We start from the raw sequence: 24563 nt of genomic DNA on the forward strand, positions 1-24563 counted from the left end.
TCGCGAGCAAGCCCGCTCCCACAGGGGGGTGTAGTGATTTCAAATGAGCCGTTAGAGATCCAGCACCAACAACTGCTCACTCTGCGCCGGCACCGCGCAACAAATCAGCACCTGCCCCGCTTCCGGCAGGTCTGCCGGGGGCTGTGGATAATTCACCGCGCCACTGACCAGACGTGTCTTGCAGGTGCCGCACGAACCTCCCCGGCAACTGAACTCGGGGCGCAGGCCACGGCTTTCTGCGAGCTCCAGCAGACTGCCGCCGTCCGGCTGCCAGCGCGCCTCTTTGGCAGAACGCTCGAACATCACCGGCACTGACGTGATGGCGGCCGGTGGTTGCTCGATGACCGCCGCATCCGGGTCCGGCTGGCGCTTGAGCGTCGACGGGCCGAAGGTCTCGGCATGGATCCGCGCGTCGCGAATGTCCAGCTCGCGCAGACTGTCGTAGACACTTTGGGTAAAAGCGCCGGGGCCACAGACGGCAAAATCGATCTGGTCGTAATCCTCGACCTCCAGCAAATCGCGCAGCAGTGCCCCATCAATGCGCCCATGGCGGTCGAAATCTTCGCCCTCGTGCACATCGGCTTCCGGCTGGCTGAGCAGGCGAATCACCCGTACCGCGTCGCCAGCACTTTCCAGCAAGCGATCGAGTTCCTCGCGAAACGGCTGATCGGCCAGGCTGCGAGAACTCTGCAGCAACCACGTCGGCCGGATCCTGCGGGTGCGCAGGCCTTGATACACCACCTCGCGCAGCATCGACAGCAACGGCGTGATGCCAACCCCCGCCGCCAGCAGCACCAGCGGCCGGTGTTCCAGCGGTGCCACCGTGAAGTGCCCCTGTGGCGCCCGTGCCTCAAGAACATCGCCGACCCGGATCTGCTGGTGCAAATGGCCTGAAACCAGGCCCTCGCGTTTCACACTGATGCGCAGGAAATCATCCGATGGCGCACTCGACAGGCTATAAGTGCGAATATGCGTTTCACCATCCAGAGTGAAGCGCAACGGCAGATGCTGGCCAGCCTGAAACACCGGCATCCCTGCGCCATCGTCCGGTTGCAGATAGATCGAGCGGATGTGCTGGCTCTCCCTTTCGATGCGGGTCACCCGCAGCGGCCGCCAGCGGTCACCCAGCGCTTTGGCCTGCAAGCGTGCATCGGCCTGGGCCCAGGTGCCGGTCAGCAGACTGGTGGGCGACATGCCGTCGAAGCGCCAGCGCAGGGCCAGTGCCGCCGGGCGCCGCACCAGTCTCTCTACCTCGAATGTCCAGAGGCGCTCGGCGCCTTGGAACGCTTCGATCTGCGGCCCGTCGAGGATGATTTCGGTCCGCCCGCTCAGTTGCAGCACATCGCCTGTGGAAAAGTCGATGAACAGCAGGCCGGCCTTGGGATTGAGCAGCAGGTTGCCGAGCGTGTTGAAGTGCAGGTTGCCGGCAAAATCCGGGATGGTCAGACGATTACCTTCAACCCGGACAAACCCGGCCTGCCCGCCACGATGGGAAACATCCACCGCACGTTGTCCGTCCACATCGACGTAACTGGCGACAAAGAAGGTATCGGCGCCTTCGATCATGGCTCTGGCTGCGTCATCAAGACCGTCGTCGTGCTGCGCTGGCCGCGTCTGCGGATCGCTCAGCGGCACGCGCTGGAACTGGCGCAGTTGAATGTATTGCGGACAGTTGCCGAAAGCCTGATCCACGCTCACCTCGAAACCCTGCACGGTCAGATTGTCGACATGACCGTTGAGGCGATTGCGGCGGCGGGTATGCAACTCAATGCCGAGCAACCCGATCGGCTCGCCATTGCGCAATTGCGCCGGATCATCGGCAGCGGGTTGGCTGGCGAAATGCAGATGCTCGGGATCAGGCGAATGCGCAAACCCCGGCGCGCCTTCGATCACGCTGGCCCATGGGCGCCCGTCAGCATCGACCGCGCCGTACAGCATGAACGGTAACTGCTCATAAAAGGCGCGGTGCTGATCCGGCATCCAGTCGCGAATCACTTTTCGACCGAAGGCCTCCATGCGCTCGGCAACGCCGACATGGGCCTGCAGTTGTTGCTCGCCAGCGTGCCACGGTGAACGTTCCATCACGCATCTCCCCGCGCCGCCGGCGCATTGTGGTTAACTCGATCAGATCGGGCCGCCCCCTTAGGCAGTCTTTTGCAGACCGGCGACCGTGCGCGGCATGCCGACAAAACCGGGCAAGGCTTCGACACGCGCCAGCCAGGCACGCACGTTGGTGTAGTCGTCCAGCGACACGTTGCCTTCTGGCGCATGGGCGATGTAGCTGTAGGCGGACACGTCGGCGATGGTGGGTTCGCTGCCGGCCAGGTAAGTGGTCTTGCCCAGTTCCACCTCCATCACTTTGAGCAGGTTGTGCGCACGGGTAATCGCTTCTTCAGCATTCAACTGTGCGCCAAACACCGTCACCAATCGTGCAGCAGCAGGTCCGAAAGCAATCGGCCCTGCAGCGGCCGACAACCAGCGCTGCACCCGTGCTGCAGCGACCGGATCGGTCGGCAGCCAGCGGCCATTGCCGTACTTGAGCGCCAGATACACCAGAATCGCGTTGGAGTCGGCCAGCACCACACCGTCATCGTCGATCGCCGGCACCTGACCGAAACTGTTGATCGCCAGATACGGCGCCTGCTTGTGCTCACCCTTGGCCAGATCGACCAGGATCAGTTCAGTCGGCAGTTGCAGCAGGGACAACATCAGCTCTACCCGATGGGCGTGGCCGGAACGCGGGAAGTTGTAGAGTTTGATCGCTTGCATGGTCGACTCCGCTGGAGGGGGCGCCGTTCGGGATGGCAGCGCCGATGGAGGCCATCTTCCACCCATCTTCAAATCAACAGAATCACCAGCAATCGCAATCAATTATTTCACTGGATGAAATAACGCCGCGTTCTGCAGCGCCGGATGTTCTCGCAGCACCTTCACCGCGTGGTCGACAAAACTGCGCACCCGCGCCGGTGCCTTGCGTCCGCCCTGATACACCACATGAATCGGCAGCGGCGGCAGTTCGAAATCGGCGAGGACAATTTCCAGTTCACCGGAAGCCACCTTGCCGGCGACCTGATAGGACAACACCCGGGTCAGCCCCAAGCCCAGGCAAGCCGCAGTAATCGCCGCCTGGTTGGCGGTGACCACCAGCCGAGGCTCGGGTCGCACGCTAAGCGCTTCGCCCTGATCCACAAACGGCCAGTTGCGCAACTGGCCGATGGCCGACGTCGTCACCACCGGCGCACCGGCCAGTGCCTGCGGATGCGCGGGACGGCCGTGTCGAGCCAGATAGTCCGGCGAACCACAGATCACCCGCCGCACTTCGCCGACCCGGATTGCATGCTGATTGCTGTCCGGCAACTCACCAATGCGCACCGCGACATCGATGCCCTCCTCGACCATGCTCACCACCCGATCGACCAACAGCGCATTGATCGAAACATCTGGATACTGCGTCAGATAACTGGTCATCAGGGGCGTGACAAACAACTCACCGAACAACACCGGCGCAGTCACCGTCAATTGCCCACGGGGCTGGGCGTGACTGCCGGCCGCCGAATCCTCGGCTTCCTGCACCTCGGCGAGAATTCTCCGACAATCTTCCAGATAACGCTGACCGGCCTCGCTGAGGTGCACAGTGCGTGTCGTGCGAATCAGCAACTGTGTACCAATGCGCTGCTCTAGCGCCGCCACGGCGCGGGTGACACTGGCCGCGGACAAGCCAAGACGCCGCGCCGCTGCCGAGAAGCCCTGCTCCTGGGCCACGGTGGCGAAGATCTGCATTTCCTGGAAGCGGTCCATGGAGGTCCTCGATTCAGATACAAAAATCGCAGCCGAGGCTGCGATTTTTGCGGGTCTGGATTTTGAGAATTAAAGCTGTCGCAGTATGAGGCGGATTTCGGGGCTTCCAGCTGGCTGCGAAGAAATCGCAAAACTGTCGCAGAAGGCCCAGATGCTGATACGGACTCAAGCGCTAGAGAATTAAAACTGCCCCAGCCAATCAGAGCTGCTGCTCCGCGGATAGCTGACGGCTACACTTACTCTCTGGCCTCTTTACGACTGGATCAAAGTCGCACCAGCAACAAGAACCTGCCAACCCTATGCAGTCTGACGCTCAGGACATGCATCTATTTAGAAAAGCACGTTCCACATCGTGTCGCAAATATATTAGGCCAACCTGGCAGCACCGTCGCTCCCTTCCCTGTAAACCAGCCCGAGAAATCCTTGAATGTGTCTCGTGCTGCATTGTCCAATTTTTTGCGGCATAGGCGGTTTTCGCCACCATCATCGGATGCCCATACCTTGCACCGTGAGAAATAACGAGTTGCGAGAAACGCTGTGAGATTTAGCTTCCGAGCAATTGAATCGTGATTGATGAAGACAGGCTCGGAACACTCACTTAGATTGACTAATCTGAGATTCTTCGCCTGTTTTTGGTTACTTGGTCGCTGCTCTGTCGTCTTTCTGCGTTAATCGATAGCCGTTTACTCGGCTTTCTGTAAGTTTTGAACTATTTCGAAAAACTCAGTGTAATCCGAGAAGCTGCAGAAACCAGCCTGTTCGCCACGAGTCGAGATGGATATCAGTGGAGGTACTCCTGATTGGATGTCCGCCAATACACCCTCAATGAAGCTACTAACAATATTGACCTGATTGTAATAAACTTCACCAGTATCATTTTCAGAAGGCTTTTTCTTCGGCTCCTTCAGGAAGTTTTTTAAAATGGCCATTCCGGCGGCGGGGTTATTTGAAAAAAGTTTTAGTATGCCTTTAAAGTAATTAGCGCTTGATGCATGTGTTGCCTCTGCGAGCTCATTTAACATGCTTTCAAGTGGTTCAGCTTGGATTTTTAACATATTTTTCAGATTGGTTATCTGAAAGATAGACATATAGGCAATATCGGAACCTCCATCGGCAGATATTATCAAGCAACGTAGAGAGTCGATGTGATTTTCCTTGGCTGCAAGGTGCATTGCCATTTCGTAGCACGCCCCGAGATGACCTCTGTTATGAGCCATCGATAACCAGAGTAGACAATCATCACTCCGCCCCCCCCCAAGCGAGGCTCCGATCCGGTACATGGCGCTGATATGCCCGTTGGACGCCGCTTTAGCTAACTCATAGCTTTCGTTATCAGAGTGCTGATACTTCAAAAGTAAGGGTATACAGGCGTCATTTATTCTTTTCTTGAGCAACTCAATTAATTTATCCCAGTTTAGCCCAAAATCACTCAGCGAGCAGTCGTTGAGGTATTGTTTCGCTGATGAACGAGGACTGCGTGGTTGGGCATTGTACTCAGCCCTCTTTTCTGCCTTGTAGATCGCTACTGTTTTTTCAGTAGGAAGTATAATGTCATCTGTATGTACCTCACGAAGTGCTTCCGAGGCCTTTCCGTGAAGGTGCTGAAACCAGCTTCCGAACCTGATTTCATACGTTACATTGTTATGTGAGATAGCTGTCATTTTCTTCATCATGGCTGTCCTTGCTTAATCATGTGCTCGATCAAGATAAGCTCGAGCCGCGAAGAGAGCCTGGTCCCAAGACATATTTGGGTGACGTTCCATATAGTCCACTGCAATATTGAGAAGTAAGCGCTCGGCGCCAAGCGGACCGGACTCCAGCATTTTTTGCTCGCGATCAAGGCGTGCAAGTGCACGTCCCTTCTTCTTGCGAAATTCGGGAACAGGGAGAGGAGAAGGTAAGATTTCTGACATAATTGCCTCCAGAGTAAGAGGCAGTTTCGCGAATGCAAAGATCCACCTCTCACTATTTAAAATTAGTGAAAAAGAGAATCCGTAACTTGCTTTCGCCGGCCACGAATAAAGCCGTATCGAAAACTTAGCTAAAAAGCACAGAAAGGTCAACCACAAAAGCAGACTTGGTGGAAAAAGTGCATAGCCTCCAGGGTGTATACGGATGCGTAGCCTTTCTTAGCCGGAGGAGCATGAGGCCAGTGAGAGAGGTCTGCAGCAAAGTGGTCGAATGGTGGGCGCGCTGGGCGTCAGCGGGATGGGCATGAAGGCCAGGGAAGGCTGATTGATCGCCTGTCGTGCTTCTTAAGCTAAGGAACAAGTAAAGCAAACGACAATGACTGCACATTAGTCGAAAGGATTCAGCTCGAAGCGCCGATCGCGCACTGCAATCTTGAGCTCCCGCTTGACAGTCCTGACATCATCCAGCGAACAGTCTCCGGCTGAGCTCGCAAGATCAAGGCTTTCAAGGCATTTGCTGGCGGCTTCCTCGATTTTGAGATCTCCGCCAGCGCGAGCTAGACGTTCCTTGGTACTCTCCAGAATTGTATTGGCTGCATCTCCAAGCAAAACAAGATCAACACATTCGTGAATGGATCGGCCAATCATAGGCGCCTCATTTGTATTGATGTCGCATAATGTTAGCGGCTAGCTCTGGCAACGTCTAATGCCGATGATTAGCGGCTGCCAGCATTAAGCTCCGACCAGCATGCACCGAGGCCCAACCCTGAATCCAGTGCCAGGTTGGATTCGCAAGACCATAGAATATGCAGCTGCGCTACGAGAGACCTAGCGTTCAAGATCGGCAGAGGAGGAAATCCTCCTCTGCGACAGTCTTTATTGTTCAGCGACAGTTTTTATTGTCTAAAACCAGGTCAATGTCAGCTGTGGATAACTTATTCCACCGTCACCGACTTCGCCAGGTTGCGCGGCTGGTCGACGTCGGTGCCCTTGAGCACGGCGACGTAGTACGACAGCAACTGCAGAGGGATGGTGTAGAGGATCGGCGAAAGAATGTCGTGGATGTGCGGCATCTGCACCACATGGGTGCCTTCGCCGTTGGTCATCCCGGCTTTCTCGTCAGCGAATACGATCAGTTCACCACCACGGGCGCGGACTTCCTGCAGGTTGGACTTGAGCTTCTCCAGCAGTTCGTTGTTTGGCGCCACGGTAACCACCGGCATGTCGTTATCCACAAGCGCCAGCGGGCCGTGCTTCAGTTCCCCAGCCGGATAGGCTTCGGCGTGGATGTAGGAGATTTCCTTGAGCTTCAAGGCGCCCTCCATTGCGACCGGGAACTGCGCGCCACGGCCGAGGAACAGGGTGTGGTTCTTCTCGGCGAACAGCTCGGCGATTTTTTCCACGGTGCTGTCCATCGCCAGCGCTTCGCCGAGACGGGTCGGCAGGCGACGCAACTCTTCCACCAGCGTGGCTTCAACGCCTTTGCCGAGCGTGCCGCGTACCTGACCCAGCGACAGGGTCAGCAGCAACAGGCCGACCAGTTGCGTGGTGAACGCCTTGGTCGAGGCTACGCCGATTTCGCGACCGGCCTGGGTCAGCAGCGTCAGGTCGGATTCACGCACCAGCGAGCTGATGCCGACGTTGCAGATCGCCAGGCTGGCGAGGAAGCCCAGCTCTTTGGCGTTGCGCAGCGCGGCCAGGGTGTCGGCGGTTTCGCCGGACTGCGAGATGGTGACGAACAGGGTATCCGGCTGCACCACCACCTTGCGGTAGCGGAATTCGCTGGCGACTTCGACCTGGCACGGGATACCGGCCAGTTCTTCGAGCCAGTAACGCGCGACCATACCGGCGTGGTAGCTGGTACCGCAGGCGACAATCTGCACATTGCGCACTTTGGCGAACAGTTCGGCAGCCTGTGGACCGAAGGCCTGCACCAGCACCTGATTGTTGCTCAGGCGACCTTCTAGGGTACGTTGCACCACGACGGGCTGTTCGTGGATTTCCTTTAGCATGTAATGACGGAACTCGCCCTTGTCAGCGGCTTCGGCACCATCGCTGTACTGCACGGTCTGGCGCTCGACGGTTTGACCGTTTACATCCCAGATCTGCACGCTGTCGCGGCGAATTTCGGCGATATCGCCTTCTTCCAGGTACATGAAGCGGTCAGTGACCTGACGCAGGGCCAATTGGTCGGACGCGAGGAAGTTCTCACCCAGGCCCAGACCGATCACCAACGGGCTGCCACTGCGTGCGGCAACCAGACGATCCGGCTGTTGTGCGTTGATCACGGCCAGACCGTAGGCGCCGTGCAGTTCCTTGACGGTGGCTTTCAGCGCGACGGTCAGGTCAGGCTGATCCTTGAGTTTGTGGCTCAGCAGGTGCGCGATGACTTCGGTGTCGGTGTCCGAAGTGAACACGTAACCCAGCGCTTTCAGTTGCTCACGCAGGGCTTCGTGGTTCTCGATGATGCCGTTGTGCACCACGGCGATATCACCGGAGAAATGCGGGTGCGCGTTACGCTCGCAAGGTGCACCGTGGGTCGCCCAACGGGTGTGGGCGATACCGAGACGGCCGACCAGCGGCTGTGCGGCCAGCGCCGCTTCCAGCTCGCTGACCTTGCCCGGACGGCGCATGCGCTCGAGCTTTTCATCGTTGGTGAAAACTGCCACACCGGCGCTGTCATAGCCGCGGTATTCAAGGCGCTTGAGGCCTTCGAGCAGGATGGCGGTGATATTACGTTCAGCAACTGCGCCGACAATTCCACACATGCTTATTTCTCCTGACTGACAGCCGCGCAAATCACGCTGATACCGCGGGCCTGAATCTGATCGCGCGCATCTTCAGGCAGGCGATCATCGGTAATGAGGGTATGGACGCTGCTCCACGGCAGCTCCAGGTTGGGAATCTTGCGACCGATCTTGTCGGCCTCGACCATCACGATGACTTCACGCGCCACGTCGGCCATCACCCGGCTCAGGCCAAGCAACTCGTTGAACGTGGTGGTACCGCGCACCAGATCGATGCCATCGGCGCCGATAAACAACTGGTCGAAGTCGTAAGAGCGTAGTACCTGCTCGGCCACCTGGCCCTGGAAGGACTCCGAATGCGGATCCCAGGTGCCGCCGGTCATCAACAGCACCGGTTCGTGTTCGAGTTCGCTCAAGGCGTTGGCCACGTGCAGGGAGTTGGTCATCACCACCAGACCCGGCTGCTGGCCAAGCTCGGGAATCATCGCCGCAGTGGTGCTGCCACTGTCGATGATGATGCGGGCGTGCTCGCGGATACGTTTGACGGCGGCGCGGGCAATCGCCTGTTTGTACTTTGAAACGCTTTGGCCCGGTTCAGCGACCAATTCCTGCGGCATGGTGATCGCCCCGCCGTAACGGCGCAGCAACAGACCATGGCTTTCCAGTGCGGCCAGATCCTTGCGAATCGTAACTTCAGAAGTTTCGAAGCGCTTGGCCAGTTCATCCACACTGACTTCGCCCTGGTCATTGAGCAAGGCGAGGATATTGTGTCGGCGCTGAGGTGTATTGCGTTTCGACATGATGGTCTAAGTTTCGATTCGAAAGATAACGGAAGCAATCAAAACCTATCAGCCATAAATCGTCAAGCGACAGATCGAAAATTTTAGAAACGATACAGACGAATATGGGAGCCCTTGCTCGCGAATGCGAAGGGTCAGTCACTGAAATGTGAAACTGAAACACCGCATTCGCGAGCAAGCCCGCTCCCACATTTGGATTCAAGCATTAAGTGCAGCTGTGGATAACTCAGCTTTTCTTGATCTTCTCCGGCCGCTTCCAGCCGTCGATATTTTTCTGCCGCGCCCGACCAACGGCCAACTGGGCGTTATCCACATTCTGGGTGATGGTCGAACCAGCCGCGGTAGTTGCCCCGGACGAGATATCCACAGGTGCGACCAACGAGTTGTTGGAGCCGATGAACACATCTTCGCCCAACACGGTTTTCCACTTGTTGGCGCCATCGTAGTTGCAGGTAATGGTGCCCGCGCCAATGTTGGTGCGGGCGCCGATTTCCGCGTCGCCCAGATAGGTCAGATGCCCGGCCTTGGCGCCCTCACCCATGCGCGCGTTTTTCAGTTCGACAAAGTTACCCACATGCGCGCGCGCTTCTAGCACTGTGCCCGGACGCAGACGGGCGAACGGACCGGCATCACTGCCTTCACCAAGAATGGCGCCTTCGATGTGGCTGTTGGCCTTGATCACCACGCCTTTGCGCAGGGTGCTGTCCTTGATCACGCAGTTCGGGCCGATCACCACGTCGTCCTCGATGACAACATTACCTTCGAGAATCACGTTGATGTCGATCAGCACATCGCGACCGACGGTGACTTCGCCACGCACATCGAAACGCGCCGGGTCACGCAGGGTCACGCCTTGCGCCATCAGCCGGCGGCCGGCGCGCAGCTGGTAATGCCGCTCCAGTTCCGCCAGTTGCTTACGATCATTGGCGCCCTGCACTTCCATCGGGTCGTGCGGTTGTTCAGTGGCCACCACCAAACCATCGCTGACCGCCATTTCGATCACGTCGGTCAAGTAGTACTCGCCCTGGGCATTGTTGTTCGACAGGCGGCTCATCCAGTCGGCCAGGCGATTGGCCGGGACGGCGAGAATGCCGGTATTGCCTTCGGTGATTGCGCGCTGGGCTTCGCTGGCATCTTTATGCTCAACGATGGCAGCGACCTTGCCGTCAGCGTTGCGCACGATGCGACCGTAACCGGTCGGATCTTCCAGCTCGACGGTCAGCAGTCCCATCTGGCCCGGTACGACATGTTTAAGCAGGCGCTGCAGGGTTTCAACTTCGATCAACGGCACGTCACCGTAGAGGATCAACACCGTGTCGGCGCTGATGAACGGCACAGCCTGAGCCGTTGCATGACCAGTGCCCAATTGCTTGTCCTGCAGCACGAAATTCAAATCGTCAGCCGCCAGACGCTCACGCACCACATCGGCACCGTGGCCGATCACCACATGAATGCGCTGTGGATCGAGCTGCCGTGCGCTGTGGATAACATGCCCAAGCATGGAATTGCCGGCTACCGGGTGCAGCACTTTCGGCAACGCCGAACGCATACGGGTGCCTTGACCGGCCGCGAGGATAACGATTTCGAGAGACATGACTGGCTACCAATCCTGGGTGGTCAGCAACTGCGACCGGGTTGTAAAAATCGGAAAGAAAAAAGGGTAGCCGAGGCTACCCTTTTTTATCAATCGCACAACAAGTGGCTGACGGATTAACCACCAAACTTCTTGCGGATCTGCTGGACGGTGCGCAGCTGAGCTGCAGCCTCGGCCAGACGTGCGGACGCAGCTCCGTAGTCGAAATCTGCGCTCTTCTCGTGCAGAGCAGCTTCGGCAGCCTTGAGAGCTGCTTGAGCCTGAGCTTCATCCAGGTCGGCGGCACGTTGCACGGTATCGGCAAGCACCTTGACCATGTTCGGCTGAACCTCGAGGAAACCACCGGAGATGTAGAACACCTCGGCTTCCCCGCCTTGCTTGATCAGGCGGATCGGACCTGGCTTCAGATTAGTGATCAGCGGCGCGTGACCCAGAGCGATACCAAGATCACCCAGTGCACCGTGCGCAATCACCATCTCGACCAGGCCGGAAAAGATTTCCCCTTCCGCGCTGACGATATCGCAATGGACTGTCATAGCCATCTGATTGCCTCAACCTAAATTAGCGCCCGTTGCCGGGCGCCGGGATTACAGTTTCTTGGCTTTCTCGATCGCTTCTTCGATGCCGCCAACCATGTAGAACGCTTGTTCTGGCAGGTGGTCGTAGTCACCGTTGAGGATGCCTTTGAAGCCAGCAATGGTGTCTTTCAGGGAAACGTATTTACCCGAAGCACCGGTGAAGACTTCAGCCACGAAGAACGGCTGCGACAAGAAGCGCTGGATCTTACGAGCACGGTTAACCAACTGTTTGTCGGCTTCCGACAGCTCGTCCATACCCAGGATCGCGATGATGTCTTTCAGCTCTTTGTAACGTTGCAGAACGTACTGAACGCCGCGAGCGGTGTCGTAGTGGTCCTGACCGATTACGTTCGGATCCAGCTGGCGCGAAGTCGAATCCAGTGGATCTACCGCTGGGTAGATACCCAGGGAAGCGATGTCACGGGACAGAACGACGGTGGCGTCCAAGTGGGCGAAGGTGGTCGCTGGCGACGGGTCGGTCAAGTCATCCGCAGGTACGTATACCGCCTGGATCGAGGTGATCGAACCTTCTTTGGTCGAAGTGATACGTTCTTGCAGAACGCCCATCTCTTCAGCCAGGGTCGGCTGGTAACCTACTGCCGAAGGCATACGGCCCAGCAGTGCGGATACTTCAGTACCGGCCAGGGTGTAACGGTAGATGTTGTCGACGAACAGCAGAACGTCGTTACCTTCGTCACGGAACTTCTCGGCCATGGTCAGGCCGGTCAGGGCCACGCGCAGACGGTTTCCCGGCGGCTCGTTCATCTGACCGTAAACCAGTGCCACTTTGTCCAGAACGTTGGAGTCCTTCATCTCGTGGTAGAAGTCGTTACCCTCACGAGTACGCTCACCCACACCGGCGAACACGGAATAACCGCTGTGCTCGATGGCGATGTTACGGATCAGTTCCATCATGTTTACGGTTTTGCCTACACCGGCACCACCGAACAGACCGACTTTACCGCCTTTGGCGAACGGGCAAACCAGGTCGATAACCTTGATGCCGGTTTCCAGCAGGTCGTTGCCGCCTGCTTGCTCAGCGAACGAAGGTGCTGCGCGGTGAATGCCCCAGCGCTCTTCGGTGTCGATTGGACCAGCTTCGTCGATCGGGTTACCCAGAACGTCCATGATCCGGCCCAGAGTCGCTTTACCGACCGGTACGGAGATGGCTGCGCCGGAATCGGTAACTTCCAGACCGCGCTTCAAGCCCTCGGTGGAACCCATCGCAATGGTACGAACCACGCCGTCGCCCAGCTGTTGCTGAACTTCCAGAGTGGTTTCGGCCGCACTGACTACTTTCAGCGCGTTGTAGATGCTCGGTACGCTGTCGCGTGGAAATTCCACGTCGATAACGGCGCCGATGATTTGAACGATACGTCCGCTACTCATAGCTGGATCCTCTGAATATTTGAACCGTTAAACCGCGGCAGCGCCGCCGACGATTTCCGAGATCTCTTGGGTGATCGCAGCCTGACGCGCCTTGTTGTAGATCAGCTGCAAATCGCTGATCAAATCACCGGCGTTGTCGGTAGCGTTCTTCATCGCGATCATCCGCGCAGCTTGTTCAGCCGCGTTGTTCTCGACCACCGCCTGGTACACCTGCGACTCCACGTAGCGCACCATCAAGCCGTCAAGCAGCTCTTTGGCGTCTGGTTCGTAGAGGTAGTCCCAGTGGTGCTTGAGTTCTTGATCCGGGGTTGCCACCAGTGGAATCAACTGCTCCACGGTAGGCTGTTGTGTCATGGTGTTGATGAACTTGTTGGATACCACGGACAGGCGATCGATACGGCCCTCCAGGTAGGCATCCAGCATCACCTTGACGCTGCCGATCAAATCATTGATCGACGGCTCTTCACCCAGGTGGCTGATAGCTGCAACGACGTTACCGCCGAAGTTGCGGAAAAAGGCCGCACCCTTGCTACCGACTACACACAGATCAATCTCGACGCCGTTTTCGCGGTTTACCGCCATGTCCTTGACCAGGGCCTTGAACAGGTTGGTGTTCAAGCCGCCGCACAAACCACGGTCACTGCTCACCACGACATAACCGACGCGCTTTACTTCACGGTCGATCATGAACGGGTGGCGGTATTCCGGGTTGGCGTTGGCCAGATGCCCAATTACCTGGCGGATACGCTCCGCATAAGGACGGCTGGCTGCCATGCGCATTTGTGCCTTGCGCATTTTGCTCACCGCCACTTTTTCCATGGCGCTGGTAATTTTTTGCGTGCTTTTGATGCTCGCAATCTTACTGCGAATCTCTTTTGCGCCTGCCATGTAACACCTATCAGGTTAGCAAGCGGGAGCCTTGCGGCTCCCGCTGCGGCTTACCAGGTTTGGGTGGCCTTGAACTTCTCGATACCGGCTTTCATGCCAGCGTCGATTTCGTCATTGAAGTCACCTTTAACGTTGATCTTGGCCATCAAATCGGCGTGATCGCGGTTGAAGAAAGCAATCAGCGCTTGTTCGAAGCTGCCGATCTTGGCGATTTCAATGTCAGTCAGGAACCCACGCTCAGCGGCATACAGCGACAGCGCCATGTCAGCGATCGACATTGGTGCGTATTGCTTCTGCTTCATCAGCTCGGTAACGCGCTGACCATGCTCAAGTTGCTTACGGGTCGCTTCGTCCAGGTCAGAAGCGAACTGGGCGAATGCCGCCAGTTCACGGTACTGAGCCAGAGCGGTACGGATACCACCGGACAGCTTCTTGATGATCTTGGTCTGAGCGGCACCACCCACACGGGATACCGAAACACCGGCGTTCACTGCAGGGCGGATGCCCGAGTTGAACATGGCCGATTCCAGGAAGATCTGACCGTCGGTGATGGAAATCACGTTGGTCGGAACGAACGCGGAAACGTCGCCAGCCTGGGTTTCGATGATCGGCAGTGCGGTCAGGGAACCGGTTTTGCCGGTCACTGCGCCGTTGGTGAACTTCTCTACGTATTCTTCCGAAACGCGGGATGCGCGCTCCAGCAGACGGGAGTGGAGATAGAACACGTCGCCTGGGTAAGCTTCACGGCCTGGTGGACGGCGCAGCAGCAGGGAAATCTGGCGGTAAGCCACTGCTTGCTTGGACAGATCGTCATAAACGATCAGCGCGTCTTCACCGCGGTCGCGGAAGAATTCACCCATGGTGCAACCGGAGTACGGTGCCAGGAATTGCAGCGCAGGAGATTCCGAAGCACTGGCAGCCACGATGATCGTGTTGGCCAGGGCGCCGTTTTCTTCCAGCTTGCGAACCACGTTGGCGATGGTCGATTGCTTCTGACCGATCGCTACATAGACGCAGAAAATGCCGCTGTCTTTCTGGTTGATGATCGCGTCGATCGCCAGAGCGGTTTTACCGATCTGACGGTCACCGATGATCAGCTCACGCTGGCCACGGCCGACAGGGATCATGGCATCGACAGCCTTGTAGCCAGTCTGTACAGGCTGGTCTACCGACTTACGCCAGATCACGCCCGGTGCAACTTTCTCGACCGCGTCGGTCAAGGTGTTGCCCAGTGGACCTTTGCCGTCAACAGGGTTACCCAGTGCATCGACTACGCGACCCAGCAGTTCCTTACCAACCGGAACTTCGAGGATGCGGCCGGTGCACTTGGCGCTCATGCCTTCAGCCAGACTGGTGTATGCGCCCAGTACAACGGCACCTACGGAGTCTTGCTCCAGGTTGAGGGCCATACCGTAGACGCCGCCCGGAAACTCGATCATCTCGCCGTACATGACGTCGGCCAGACCGTGAATCCGCACGATGCCGTCAGATACGCTGACGACAGTGCCTTCGTTACGGGCTTGGGAGGTCACATCGAGCTTGTCGATGCGGCCCTTGATAATTTCACTTATTTCGGAAGGATTGAGTTGCTGCATTGCTCTGCTGCCCCTTCAAACTCAAGATTTCAATGCTTCGGCAAGTTTCGCGATTTTGCCGCGAATCGAGCCATCGATAACCAGGTCGCCGGCGCGGATAACGACACCCCCTATAAGGGCAGCATCCTCCGCAACTTGCAGGCGCACTTCCCGGTTGAGTCGTGCACTGAGAACCTTGGCGAGTTTGTCTTGCTGTTCTTGGTTCAATGCGAAAGCACTGGTCACTTCAACGTCTACCGACTTCTCTTGTTCGGCCTTGTACAGGTCGAACAGAGCGGCGATCTCCGGCAGAAGCGGGAGACGGTCGTTTTCGGCAACGACATTGATGAAGTTCTGTGCCTTGGCATCAAACTTGTCGCCGCACACGTCAATGAACGTGGCGGCCTTTTCTGCGCTCGTCAGTCGCGGGGCCTTGAGCACGCGCTGCATGGTGTCGTCTTGCGACACCGCTGCAGCCAGGCCGAGCATGGCTGACCAATTGGCCAGTTGCTGGTGGGCCTGAGCGTGCTCGAAGGCCGCCTTAGCGTAAGGTCGGGCCAACGTGGTCAGTTCTGCCATGATCGCCCTCGCTTAGATTTCAGCAGCCAGTTGGTTAACCAGCTCTGCGTGCGCGTTTTGATCGATTGTGGCACCCAGGATCTTCTCGGCGCCGCCGACAGCCAGCAAGCCCACTTGGGCGCGCAGCTTGTCTTTGACACTGTTCAGTTCCTGTTCGATCTCGGCTTGAGCCTGAACCTTCACACGGTCAGCGTCGATACGGGCTTTTTCAACAGCCTCTTCAACGATCTGGTTACCGCGTTTCTTGGCTTGCTCGATGATTTCAGCTGCCTGAGCTTTCGCTTCGCGCAGTTGCTGACCCGCTTTCTCTTGGGCCAACTCCAGGTCGCGAGCTGCACGGCTGGCAGCGTCCAGACCATCAGCGATCTTCTTTTGACGTTCGTGCAGAGCAGCGATGACCGGAGGCCATACGAACTTCATGCAGAACAGTACAAAAATCAGGAACGCAACGGACTGGCCAATCAGGGTCGCATTAATGTTCACGCCAACACCTCGCAGTTACGTTGTCCATCACACCAAATTACTCGGAAGAATCCGGGTAATTAGCCAGCGATCTGACCAACGAACGGGTTCGCAAAGGTGAAGAACAGAGCGATACCAACACCGATCATGGTTACGGCGTCGAGCAGACCGGCAACGATGAACATTTTAACTTGCAGCATTGGAACCATTTCTGGCTGACGCGCTGCGCCTTCCAGGAACTTGCCGCCCAGCAGGCCGAAACCAATTGCGGTACCCAGTGCGCCCAGGCCGATCAACAGTGCAACAGCGATAGCGGTTAGACCAACTACAGTTTCCATCTTTCCTCCCGACTTTTACGTCGTATGGTTTAGGTTTTTTAGATTAAAGCGGTAAAACAAATCGTTTCAGAGGCCCGGTTAAGAGCCCCCTCCCGTTTGACCGGGAGGGACATCAGATCAGCCGAGGCTGCTCTTAATGGTTTTCTTCGTGCGCCATCGACAGGTAGACGATGGTCAGCATCATGAAGATGAACGCCTGCAGGGTGATGATCAGGATGTGGAACACAGCCCACGCCCACTGCAGAACAACGCCCAGGCCACTCAGCCAGAGCAGGCCGCTGCCGAACATCACAGCGATCAGAATGAACACCAGCTCGCCGGCATACATGTTGCCGAACAGACGCAGGGCCAGAGAGATCGGCTTGGCGATCAGGGTCACGAATTCCAGCAGGAAGTTCACCGGGATCAGCAGGGCCTGAACGAAGATGTTCTTGCTGCCGAACGGGTGCAGGGTCAGTTCGCCGATGAAGCCGCCGATGCCCTTGACCTTGATGCTATAGAAAATGATCAGTGCGAAAACCGAGAACGCCATGCCCAGGGTCGCGTTCGGGTCGGTGGTCGACACGGCACGGAACGGGATGTGGTGGTCGCCGGTGATCAGGATGGCCAGCTGAGGAATCCAGTCGACCGGTACCAGGTCGACGGCGTTCATCAGGAACACCCAGACGAAGATGGTCAGTGCCAGCGGTGCGATCACCGGGCTACGGCCATGGAAGCTGTCTTTCACGCTGCCATCGACGAATTCGACCAATACTTCAACGAAGTTCTGCAAAGCACCTGGCTGACCCGATGTTGCTTTCTTTGCCGCCATGCGGAAAAGGAAAACGAAGATCAGACCCAGCGCGACCGACCAGCCGAGGGTATCGACGTGGAAAGCCCAGAAGCCCATTTCCTTGGCTTCTGCTGCGGTATGGGCAAAGCCCCAGCCGCCGTTAGGTAGCTGACCGAAGGTCAGGTTCTGCAAGTGGTGCTGGATATAGCCCGAAGCGGTTGTTTCTGCCATGGTTGCCTCAAACGCCCTAAGGTCTCGAAAGTCTTGTTCTCATCAGCAGGGGAGCGAACCAGCTGACCGACTGAGTCAGCACGAAAGCGCCGAATACTGCGATCGGCGCCAATGGCTTCACACCTGCAAACACCAGTGCAAACAGCACTGCCGTCAAAATCAGTTTGCCTGCCTCGCCGGCATAAAATGACCGGACGATGGACTGGGCTGCTCGGGCGCCGGAAAACCGAAATGCCTTGTGAGCGAAATAAACATTGGGCAGCAAGGCTATCAGGCCTCCGCAAAGTCCCGAGTATCCGGCAACGACTCCGTGCCATTGCCAGAGCGCCAAAGCGGCAATGAGCAAAATGACAAATTGAGCCATCAACACCGGAAAAACCGCCAGGCGATGGAACGGCAGGCGGTTTGGCTTGCGGGTTTCCATCACGTTTGCTCTCCAATGGTCGGCTGCCAGAATTCAATAACTTGGCATAATTTGTGCCGACAAAATGCGCGCAGAGTATAGGGGCGGTTCTGCCCCTATTCAACTGTCAGGTAGTGATTTCCGACTGCGCGCTACATGAGGAAATGTTTCAGCGGATGTGTGCGAGCACACCTTGAAGCTCATCGAGTGAGTTGTAACCGATCACCAGCTGACCTTTTCCCTTCTTGCCGTGGCGAATCTGCACCGCAGAGCCTAGGCGCTCGGCCAGACGCTGTTCGAGCCGGGCGATATCCGGGTCGGGTTTGGCCGCTTCCACAGGCTCCGGTTTGCCACTCAACCACTGACGAACCAGTGCCTCGGTTTGGCGCACAGTCAGGCCGCGTGCGACAACATGTCGCGCCCCTTCCACCTGCTGATTGTCCGGCAGACCGAGCAAAGCACGGGCATGACCCATTTCCAGGTCACCGTGGGACAGCATGGTCTTGATGACTTCAGGCAGTGCAATAAGTCGCAACAGGTTAGCCACAGTCACGCGGGACTTACCCACAGCCTCGGCCACCTGCTGTTGAGTGAGCTGGAATTCCTGCTGCAGTCGCTGCAAGGCGACGGCTTCCTCGATCGGGTTCAGGTCTTCACGCTGGATGTTCTCGATCAGCGCAATGGCGATCGCGGTTTCATCCGGCACATCACGGACCATCGCCGGGATGGTTTCCTGGCCGGCCTGCTGGCTGGCGCGCCAGCGGCGTTCACCGGCGATGATTTCGAAGCGGCCACCGCCAATCGGGCGCACCACGATCGGCTGCATCACGCCTTGCGCCTTGATCGACTGCGCCAGCTCTTCCAGCGCCTGCGGGTCCATGTCGCGGCGTGGCTGGTATTTGCCACGCTGCAGCAGGTCCAGCGGCAGATGTTGCAGTTCACGGGTATCGGCCTGCGCCGCCTGTTCTTCCAGCGCGCTGACGGTCGGACCACTCAGCAGTGCATCCAGTCCACGTCCGAGACCTCGTTTCTTGACGGCCATGGGGATTCCTTAAGTTGGCTGGGCAGCGGCGATGCGTGAATTTTTGCGCTGACGGCGAACCATCTCGCCCGCCAGTGCCAAATAGGCCAGCGCGCCGCGCGATTGCTTGTCGTAGGCCAGTGCCGGCATACCGTAGCTCGGTGCTTCGGCCAGGCGGATGTTGCGCGGGATCACCGTGTCGTACAGCTGCTCGCCAAAGTGTTCCTTCAGCTGCGCCGAAACATCGTTCATCAGGCTCAGCCGCGGGTCGTACATGGTGCGCAGCAGACCTTCGACCTTGAGGTTGGGGTTCAGCAGTTCGGCAATGCGTTTGATGTTATCCACAAGGTCGCTCAAGCCTTCGAGCGCAAAGTATTCGCACTGCATGGGGATAATCACCCCATCGGCGGCAACCAATGCGTTCAGCGTAAGCATCGACAGCGACGGCGGGCAGTCGATCAAAATGTAATCGTAGTTTTCACGGATCGGCGCCAGCGCGCTGCGCAGACGGCTTTCCTTCATCTGCATTTCCAGCAGCACCACTTCAGCCGCGGTCAGGTCGCGGTTGGCCGGCAGCAGTTGATAACCGCCGTGCTCGGAGTAGTGCATGGCCTGGGCCAGATCGCATTCGCCGATCAGCAGGTCGTAGACCGAGTTTTCCAGGCCATGTTTATCCACACCGCTACCCATGGTGGCGTTGCCCTGTGGATCGAGATCGATCAACAGCACCCGGCGCTTGGTCGCGACCAGGGATGCTGCGAGGTTGATGCAGGTGGTGGTCTTGCCCACACCACCCTTCTGGTTCGCTATCGCGAATACCTTAGCCATTCTTGCTTGTGTTCCCAATCATGCCGTGCGGCGCAGTATCAGCAGATGGCGTTGGCCTTGGCAACCGGGTACGGCCAGGGCGTGTTCGCTATCGAGTTTGAAGTCTGCCGGCAATGCTACCAGCTCATCGGCCGGATGAACGCCCTTCATTGCCAGCCAGCGCGTGTCGGCATCGCCGAGGTGGCGAGTCCAGTTGGTGAAGTTCTCCATACTGCTGAAAGCCCGGGAAATGATCCCGTTGAATGGCTGGGCAGGCTGGAAGGCTTCGACGCGACTGTGGGTAACTTGCAGGTTATCCAGTTTGAGTTCGAGTTTGACCTGAGTCAGGAAGCGGGTTTTCTTGCCGTTGCTGTCCAGACAGGTCACTTGCGAGTCCGGATACAGGATCGCCAGCGGAATGCCGGGCATGCCGCCGCCACTGCCGACATCGAGCCAGCGGCCGTTTTCGATGAACGACATCACGCTCAAGCTATCGAGCAAATGCCGCGAAACCATTTCGTCAGGATCGCGAACTGCAGTCAGGTTGTAGGCCTGGTTCCATTTGATCAACAGGGCCAGGTAGCCCAGCAGCAATTCGTGCTGGGCCGCGCTGAGATTGACACCGAGCTCGCGGGCTCCTGTGGATAACTCTTCGGCGTGTTGCGAAGTGACCTTAGAACTCAAGCGCTTTGCTCCAACTGACGGCCCGCGCCGCGTTTTTTCAAATGAATCATCAACAGCGAAATCGCTGCCGGGGTCACGCCCGGGATCCGCGAAGCCTGGCCGAGCGTCTCCGGACGCGTCGCACCGAGCTTGCTCTGAATCTCCTTGGAGAGACCGGAAATGTTGGTGTAATCGATATCCACAGGCAATTTCGTGTCTTCACTGGCGCGCAGACGGGCGATTTCGTCCTGTTGACGGTCGATGTAACCGGCGTATTTGGTCTTGATTTCAACCTGTTCGGCGACCTGTGGATCTTCGGCGCCCTGCCCGGTCACTTCGACCAGACCAGCGTAGTCGATTTCCGGACGGCTCAAGAGGTTGAGCAAGTTGTATTCGTGAGTCAGCGGCGTGCCGAATTTTTCCGCAATCGCATCGCCCTGCTGGGTGCCCGGGCGAACCCAGGTGCTCTTCAGGCGCTGCTCTTCGAGTTCGATGCTTTCGCGTTTCTTGCAGAAGGCCGCCCAACGCGCGTCATCGACCAGACCCAGTTCACGACCTTTTTCGGTCAAACGCAGGTCGGCGTTGTCCTCGCGCAGAATCAGGCGGTACTCGGCACGGGAAGTGAACATGCGGTACGGCTCTTGGGTACCGAGGGTGATCAGGTCGTCGACCAGCACGCCGATGTACGCTTCATCGCGACGCGGGCACCAGGCTTCTTTGCCCTTGGCACGCAGCGCGGCGTTGGCCCCGGCGAGCAAACCTTGCGCACCAGCTTCTTCGTAACCGGTGGTGCCGTTGATCTGACCAGCGAAGAACAGACCGCCGATGACTTTGGTTTCCAGGCTGTATTTCAGGTCACGCGGGTCGAAGTAGTCGTACTCGATCGCATAACCCGGACGCACGATGTGCGCGTTTTCCATGCCGCGGATCGATTGCACGATCTGCAATTGCACGTCGAACGGCAAGCTTGTGGATATCCCGTTCGGGTACAGCTCATGGGTGGTCAGGCCTTCCGGCTCGATGAACACCTGATGGCTTTCCTTGTCAGCAAAGCGATGAATCTTGTCTTCGATCGACGGGCAGTAGCGCGGACCGATGCCTTCGATTTCGCCGGCAGCGGAATACATCGGCGAACGATCGAGGTTCGCCGCGATGATTTCGTGGGTGCGGGCGTTGGTATGGGTAATCCAGCAACTGACCTGGCGCGGATGTTGTTCCTTGTTGCCCATGAACGACATGACCGGGATCGGCGTATCGCCCGGTTGCTCGGTCATGACCGAGAAATCCACAGATTTGCCATCGATGCGCGGTGGCGTACCGGTTTTCAGGCGACCGACACGCAGCGGCAGTTCACGCAGACGATGTGCCAGGGCAATCGACGGCGGGTCACCGGCACGACCGCCGGAGAAATTCTGCAAACCGATGTGGATAAGTCCACCGAGGAACGTACCAGTGGTCAACACCACGGAATCGGCGAAGAACCGCAGACCCATTTGCGTGACAACACCGCGTACCTGGTCCTGCTCGACGATCAGGTCGTCAGCGGCCTGTTGAAATATCCACAGGTTCGGTTGGTTTTCCAGAATTTCGCGGACAGCGGCCTTGTACAGAATACGGTCGGCTTGCGCACGGGTCGCTCGTACGGCCGGACCTTTGCGGCTGTTCAATACGCGAAACTGGATGCCGCCCAGATCGGTAGCCATGGCCATCGCGCCGCCGAGGGCGTCAATTTCCTTGACCAAATGGCTTTTGCCAATGCCACCGATGGCCGGGTTGCAGCTCATGGCACCGAGGGTTTCCACGTTATGCGTCAGCAACAGGGTTTTTGCCCCCATACGTGCTGAGGCCAGTGCTGCCTCGGTACCGGCATGACCGCCGCCGATGACGATCACTTCAAAACGGGAAGGGAAATCCACCACGCACCTCGTGCCTGCTTAAGTAGGTATTCAGGAATAGTTTGAGATCAGGTTTCTGGACCTGGTCGACAAGTATAGGGACTTCGCCCTCCCTAAAGAACCCTTTGCACAAAATTTAACCAGCTGTGGAGAACTCGAGGTTAAAAGAATAAAAAAGAGAGAAATTTATAAAACCTTTGTTTTAATGCTTATTCTTACTGACCGACCTTTCTGTGGATAGATTGCTACAGGCCTTATTATTCAATGTGTACAGAGTTTCAAAACCCTGTTATCAGGTCCTCAGGAGGCCCTTGGATAACCGGTTTAAGCCTGTGGATGAATGGGGTGGTTATCCACAGAGGCAGTTATATCCAGTTTTCACGCCCTGTTATCAACTGACCTCATTGGCAGTTATTCACAGGGCTTAATCCACAGAAATTCAACCAGACGGTTTTTTCAGGACGCAGTAAAACGCCACCGAGAGATCGGAGACGAGCATGAAGTCGATAGTGGGATGTGACAGGGCTATTGTGAGAGAACGTAACAGAGGCTAATAATAGCCATTATCATTAACTCGTCAGTTTCTCCCATGTCCCTACCCGCCCATCATGCTGCGATCGAGCAAATCTACGAGCAACACCATTCGTGGCTGTATGGATGGCTCAAGGGCAAACTGCACGACGCCTGCGATGCTGCCGATGTCGCGCATGACACTTTTGTGCGGATCCTCGCGGCACGTAATGCGTCGCAGATTCGCGAACCGCGGGATTATCTGGCGACCATTGCACGCGGCCTCGTCATTGATCGCTATCGAAGACAGGCCATCGAAGTTGCCTACTTGCAGACCTTGGCTGCTCGACCAGAAGCCACCGCCATCAGCGAAGAAGACAAGGCGCTGATCATCGAAACCCTGATCGCTGTGGATAAAGCCTTGGCCGGTCTGGGCGCGCGAACCCAGAAGATCTTCATGCTTTCGCAGATCGACGGTTTGACTTATCAACAGATCGCTGCGCAGTTGCAGGTTTCCCTGACCACAGTAAAGAAGCACATGATCCGCGCCCTGACGGAATGTGCCCTGATCATGGCGCAGCGTTGATGCCCACTGCACCGAACCGCAAGGTTTTCGAAGCGGCTGCCAGTTGGTTCGTGCAGTTTCAGGCCGATCCGCCGACCCTCGCCGATCAAAAAGCCTGGCAGCTGTGGATAGATAGCGATCCAGCGCATCTGGCGGCCTGGAACCAGATGGAACAACTGCAGCGTCAGCTCGGCACTTTGCCGCTTGATTTGAAACGTCGCGCACTGAATACCGGCCAACAAAGGCGCCAGATCCTGAAATTATTACTGCTCGCGACAGGGACGGGGATCCTTGGCTGGAACGCCCAACAACATACCTCCCTTGGAAATGCCTGGGCTGATTACAAAACCGGCGTTGGTCAGCGTCGCAACATCTCATTGGCCGATGGCAGCCAGATTCAGATCAATACCGATACGGCCATCGATGTATCTTTCGACGCAACGCAACGGCTGATTCGTTTGCGCTCGGGTGAAATCCTCATTCAGACCGGCAAGCTCGGCGATCAGCGGCCGTTTTTGGTCGAAACCGCGGATGGCCGAATTCAAGCGTTGGGTACCCGTTTTTCTGTGCATAAGTTGTCGGGCTCAACGCGGGTCGGCGTGTTGGAAGATCGGGTCAGCGTGCAACCCGCTGATCGATCAACGAGCGCGATGATCCTGAAAGCAGGCGAAGGTGCGGATTTCGATAGTCGGCATATCGGGGTCCTTTACCCCTTTAAATCCTCGGCAGTGGCCTGGACCAACGGCCAGCTGATTGTGCTCGATGCGCGGCTGGGTGCGGTAATCGAAGAGCTGGGGCGTTATCGCAGCGGTGTTATGCACTGCGATAGTCGTGCCCGGGATCTACGCGTATCCGGCACCTTTCGGCTCGATTCCACCGATGCCGTGCTGGCCAATCTTCAGGCCTCGTTACCGATCAACGTCCGCTACTTCACCCGTTACTGGGTCTCGATCAGCCATAGCGTCTGATTGAAAATCTCCTGGGGAAAAAAATCGAAAGCAGGGTTATCTTTTTTTGTCCTGACCCGGCCCTACAGGTA

Annotated in this window: 24 protein-coding genes; 2 read left to right on the forward strand and 22 right to left on the reverse strand. The window is 57.3% G+C overall.

All coding sequences use genetic code 11. The features are described from left to right. Positions 1-51: 51 nt before the first annotated feature. The 22 genes from ACOYXG_RS26980 to mnmG form a co-directional block, all read right to left on the reverse strand. A complete protein-coding gene (locus ACOYXG_RS26980) occupies positions 52-2082 on the reverse strand; it encodes a pyridoxamine 5'-phosphate oxidase family protein (RefSeq protein WP_027610300.1) in 2031 nt (676 codons plus the stop codon). 60 nt (positions 2083-2142) lie between these two features. Next, entirely contained in the window at positions 2143-2769 is a 627-nt protein-coding gene (locus tag ACOYXG_RS26985) for a glutathione S-transferase family protein (RefSeq protein ID WP_460355024.1), read from the reverse strand. Between the two features lie 102 nt (positions 2770-2871). Beyond that, positions 2872-3798: a LysR family transcriptional regulator gene (locus tag ACOYXG_RS26990; RefSeq protein ID WP_027610298.1), complete on the reverse strand. Its 927-nt coding sequence runs from the start codon at positions 3796-3798 to the stop codon at positions 2872-2874. Positions 3799-4481: 683 nt separating this feature from the next. Further along, positions 4482-5471 (reverse strand): hypothetical protein, encoded by a 990-nt coding sequence (locus ACOYXG_RS26995; protein WP_097090236.1) that lies wholly within the window; start codon positions 5469-5471, stop codon positions 4482-4484. A 12-nt stretch (positions 5472-5483) separates the two neighbouring features. Beyond that, entirely contained in the window at positions 5484-5711 is a 228-nt protein-coding gene (locus tag ACOYXG_RS27000; protein WP_081730173.1) for a hypothetical protein, read from the reverse strand. Between the two features lie 384 nt (positions 5712-6095). Continuing rightward, positions 6096-6356 carry a hypothetical protein gene (locus ACOYXG_RS27005; protein WP_027610296.1) on the reverse strand — a complete coding sequence of 87 codons (261 nt, stop codon included), beginning with the start codon at positions 6354-6356 and terminating at the stop codon, positions 6096-6098. A gap of 287 nt (positions 6357-6643) precedes the next feature. Beyond that, a complete protein-coding gene (glmS, locus tag ACOYXG_RS27010; protein ID WP_414888664.1) occupies positions 6644-8476 on the reverse strand; it encodes a glutamine--fructose-6-phosphate transaminase (isomerizing) in 1833 nt (610 codons plus the stop codon). A gap of 2 nt (positions 8477-8478) precedes the next feature. Further along, on the reverse strand, positions 8479-9258 hold the full coding sequence (locus ACOYXG_RS27015) for a DeoR/GlpR family DNA-binding transcription regulator (RefSeq protein ID WP_460358564.1): 780 nt from the start codon (positions 9256-9258) through the stop codon (positions 8479-8481). 223 nt (positions 9259-9481) lie between these two features. Continuing rightward, positions 9482-10849 carry a bifunctional UDP-N-acetylglucosamine diphosphorylase/glucosamine-1-phosphate N-acetyltransferase GlmU gene (gene glmU, locus ACOYXG_RS27020; protein ID WP_460355028.1) on the reverse strand — a complete coding sequence of 456 codons (1368 nt, stop codon included), beginning with the start codon at positions 10847-10849 and terminating at the stop codon, positions 9482-9484. A 116-nt stretch (positions 10850-10965) separates the two neighbouring features. Beyond that, on the reverse strand, positions 10966-11391 hold the full coding sequence (locus ACOYXG_RS27025) for a F0F1 ATP synthase subunit epsilon (RefSeq protein ID WP_007954164.1): 426 nt from the start codon (positions 11389-11391) through the stop codon (positions 10966-10968). A 45-nt stretch (positions 11392-11436) separates the two neighbouring features. Further along, positions 11437-12816, reverse strand: a complete 1380-nt coding sequence (gene atpD / locus ACOYXG_RS27030; RefSeq protein WP_027610292.1) for a F0F1 ATP synthase subunit beta — start codon at positions 12814-12816, stop codon at positions 11437-11439. A gap of 27 nt (positions 12817-12843) precedes the next feature. Beyond that, a complete protein-coding gene (gene atpG, locus ACOYXG_RS27035) occupies positions 12844-13704 on the reverse strand; it encodes a F0F1 ATP synthase subunit gamma (RefSeq protein ID WP_010565870.1) in 861 nt (286 codons plus the stop codon). Between the two features lie 50 nt (positions 13705-13754). Next, positions 13755-15299, reverse strand: a complete 1545-nt coding sequence (atpA, locus tag ACOYXG_RS27040; protein ID WP_047596971.1) for a F0F1 ATP synthase subunit alpha — start codon at positions 15297-15299, stop codon at positions 13755-13757. A 21-nt stretch (positions 15300-15320) separates the two neighbouring features. Further along, positions 15321-15857, reverse strand: coding sequence for a F0F1 ATP synthase subunit delta (locus ACOYXG_RS27045; RefSeq protein WP_007911956.1), 537 nt, complete (start codon positions 15855-15857; stop codon positions 15321-15323). Positions 15858-15869: 12 nt separating this feature from the next. Beyond that, entirely contained in the window at positions 15870-16340 is a 471-nt protein-coding gene (locus tag ACOYXG_RS27050; protein WP_011336718.1) for a F0F1 ATP synthase subunit B, read from the reverse strand. 59 nt (positions 16341-16399) lie between these two features. Next, complete coding sequence (gene atpE / locus ACOYXG_RS27055) at positions 16400-16657, reverse strand: F0F1 ATP synthase subunit C (RefSeq protein ID WP_003097235.1); 258 nt, start codon at positions 16655-16657, stop codon at positions 16400-16402. Between the two features lie 133 nt (positions 16658-16790). Beyond that, the gene (gene atpB, locus ACOYXG_RS27060) at positions 16791-17660 is read right to left on the reverse strand and encodes a F0F1 ATP synthase subunit A (RefSeq protein ID WP_007960779.1); all 870 of its coding nucleotides are present in this window, start codon (positions 17658-17660) and stop codon (positions 16791-16793) included. A gap of 16 nt (positions 17661-17676) precedes the next feature. Beyond that, entirely contained in the window at positions 17677-18084 is a 408-nt protein-coding gene (locus ACOYXG_RS27065; RefSeq protein ID WP_003229783.1) for a F0F1 ATP synthase subunit I, read from the reverse strand. A gap of 148 nt (positions 18085-18232) precedes the next feature. Further along, positions 18233-19105 carry a ParB/RepB/Spo0J family partition protein gene (locus ACOYXG_RS27070; RefSeq protein ID WP_007960777.1) on the reverse strand — a complete coding sequence of 291 codons (873 nt, stop codon included), beginning with the start codon at positions 19103-19105 and terminating at the stop codon, positions 18233-18235. Between the two features lie 9 nt (positions 19106-19114). Further along, a complete protein-coding gene (locus tag ACOYXG_RS27075; RefSeq protein WP_003229787.1) occupies positions 19115-19912 on the reverse strand; it encodes a ParA family protein in 798 nt (265 codons plus the stop codon). Positions 19913-19930: 18 nt separating this feature from the next. Continuing rightward, on the reverse strand, positions 19931-20575 hold the full coding sequence (gene rsmG, locus ACOYXG_RS27080; RefSeq protein ID WP_097090233.1) for a 16S rRNA (guanine(527)-N(7))-methyltransferase RsmG: 645 nt from the start codon (positions 20573-20575) through the stop codon (positions 19931-19933). After that, on the reverse strand, positions 20572-22470 hold the full coding sequence (gene mnmG, locus ACOYXG_RS27085) for a tRNA uridine-5-carboxymethylaminomethyl(34) synthesis enzyme MnmG (protein WP_007960775.1): 1899 nt from the start codon (positions 22468-22470) through the stop codon (positions 20572-20574). Before mnmG ends, rsmG begins: the two co-directional genes overlap by 4 nt. Before the next feature lie 568 nt (positions 22471-23038). On the opposite strand from mnmG, the gene ACOYXG_RS27090 reads away from it, so the two are divergent. Continuing rightward, a complete protein-coding gene (locus ACOYXG_RS27090; RefSeq protein WP_097090232.1) occupies positions 23039-23545 on the forward strand; it encodes a sigma-70 family RNA polymerase sigma factor in 507 nt (168 codons plus the stop codon). After that, on the forward strand, positions 23545-24492 hold the full coding sequence (locus tag ACOYXG_RS27095; protein ID WP_460355037.1) for a FecR domain-containing protein: 948 nt from the start codon (positions 23545-23547) through the stop codon (positions 24490-24492). Before ACOYXG_RS27090 ends, ACOYXG_RS27095 begins: the two co-directional genes overlap by 1 nt. Positions 24493-24563 lie beyond the last annotated feature (71 nt).

It is taken from the genome of Pseudomonas sp. G3-39, assembly GCF_054790485.1.

Bases quoted from the DNA above. Each gene is read 5' to 3' on its own strand.
- ACOYXG_RS26980 (WP_027610300.1), bottom strand. From the start codon at position 2,082: ATGGAACGTTCACCGTGGCACGCTGGCGAGCAACAACTGCAGGCCCAT.
- ACOYXG_RS26985 (WP_460355024.1), bottom strand. From the start codon at position 2,769: ATGCAAGCGATCAAACTCTACAACTTCCCGCGTTCCGGCCACGCCCAT.
- ACOYXG_RS26990 (WP_027610298.1), bottom strand. From the start codon at position 3,798: ATGGACCGCTTCCAGGAAATGCAGATCTTCGCCACCGTGGCCCAGGAG.
- ACOYXG_RS26995 (WP_097090236.1), bottom strand. From the start codon at position 5,471: ATGATGAAGAAAATGACAGCTATCTCACATAACAATGTAACGTATGAA.
- ACOYXG_RS27000 (WP_081730173.1), bottom strand. From the start codon at position 5,711: ATGTCAGAAATCTTACCTTCTCCTCTCCCTGTTCCCGAATTTCGCAAG.
- ACOYXG_RS27005 (WP_027610296.1), bottom strand. From the start codon at position 6,356: ATGATTGGCCGATCCATTCACGAATGTGTTGATCTTGTTTTGCTTGGA.
- glmS (WP_414888664.1), bottom strand. From the start codon at position 8,476: ATGTGTGGAATTGTCGGCGCAGTTGCTGAACGTAATATCACCGCCATC.
- glmU (WP_460355028.1), bottom strand. From the start codon at position 10,849: ATGTCTCTCGAAATCGTTATCCTCGCGGCCGGTCAAGGCACCCGTATG.
- ACOYXG_RS27025 (WP_007954164.1), bottom strand. From the start codon at position 11,391: ATGGCTATGACAGTCCATTGCGATATCGTCAGCGCGGAAGGGGAAATC.
- atpD (WP_027610292.1), bottom strand. From the start codon at position 12,816: ATGAGTAGCGGACGTATCGTTCAAATCATCGGCGCCGTTATCGACGTG.
- atpG (WP_010565870.1), bottom strand. From the start codon at position 13,704: ATGGCAGGCGCAAAAGAGATTCGCAGTAAGATTGCGAGCATCAAAAGC.
- atpA (WP_047596971.1), bottom strand. From the start codon at position 15,299: ATGCAGCAACTCAATCCTTCCGAAATAAGTGAAATTATCAAGGGCCGC.
- ACOYXG_RS27045 (WP_007911956.1), bottom strand. From the start codon at position 15,857: ATGGCAGAACTGACCACGTTGGCCCGACCTTACGCTAAGGCGGCCTTC.
- atpE (WP_003097235.1), bottom strand. From the start codon at position 16,657: ATGGAAACTGTAGTTGGTCTAACCGCTATCGCTGTTGCACTGTTGATC.
- atpB (WP_007960779.1), bottom strand. From the start codon at position 17,660: ATGGCAGAAACAACCGCTTCGGGCTATATCCAGCACCACTTGCAGAAC.
- ACOYXG_RS27065 (WP_003229783.1), bottom strand. From the start codon at position 18,084: ATGGAAACCCGCAAGCCAAACCGCCTGCCGTTCCATCGCCTGGCGGTT.
- ACOYXG_RS27070 (WP_007960777.1), bottom strand. From the start codon at position 19,105: ATGGCCGTCAAGAAACGAGGTCTCGGACGTGGACTGGATGCACTGCTG.
- ACOYXG_RS27075 (WP_003229787.1), bottom strand. From the start codon at position 19,912: ATGGCTAAGGTATTCGCGATAGCGAACCAGAAGGGTGGTGTGGGCAAG.
- ACOYXG_RS27090 (WP_097090232.1), top strand. From the start codon at position 23,039: ATGTCCCTACCCGCCCATCATGCTGCGATCGAGCAAATCTACGAGCAA.
- ACOYXG_RS27095 (WP_460355037.1), top strand. From the start codon at position 23,545: ATGCCCACTGCACCGAACCGCAAGGTTTTCGAAGCGGCTGCCAGTTGG.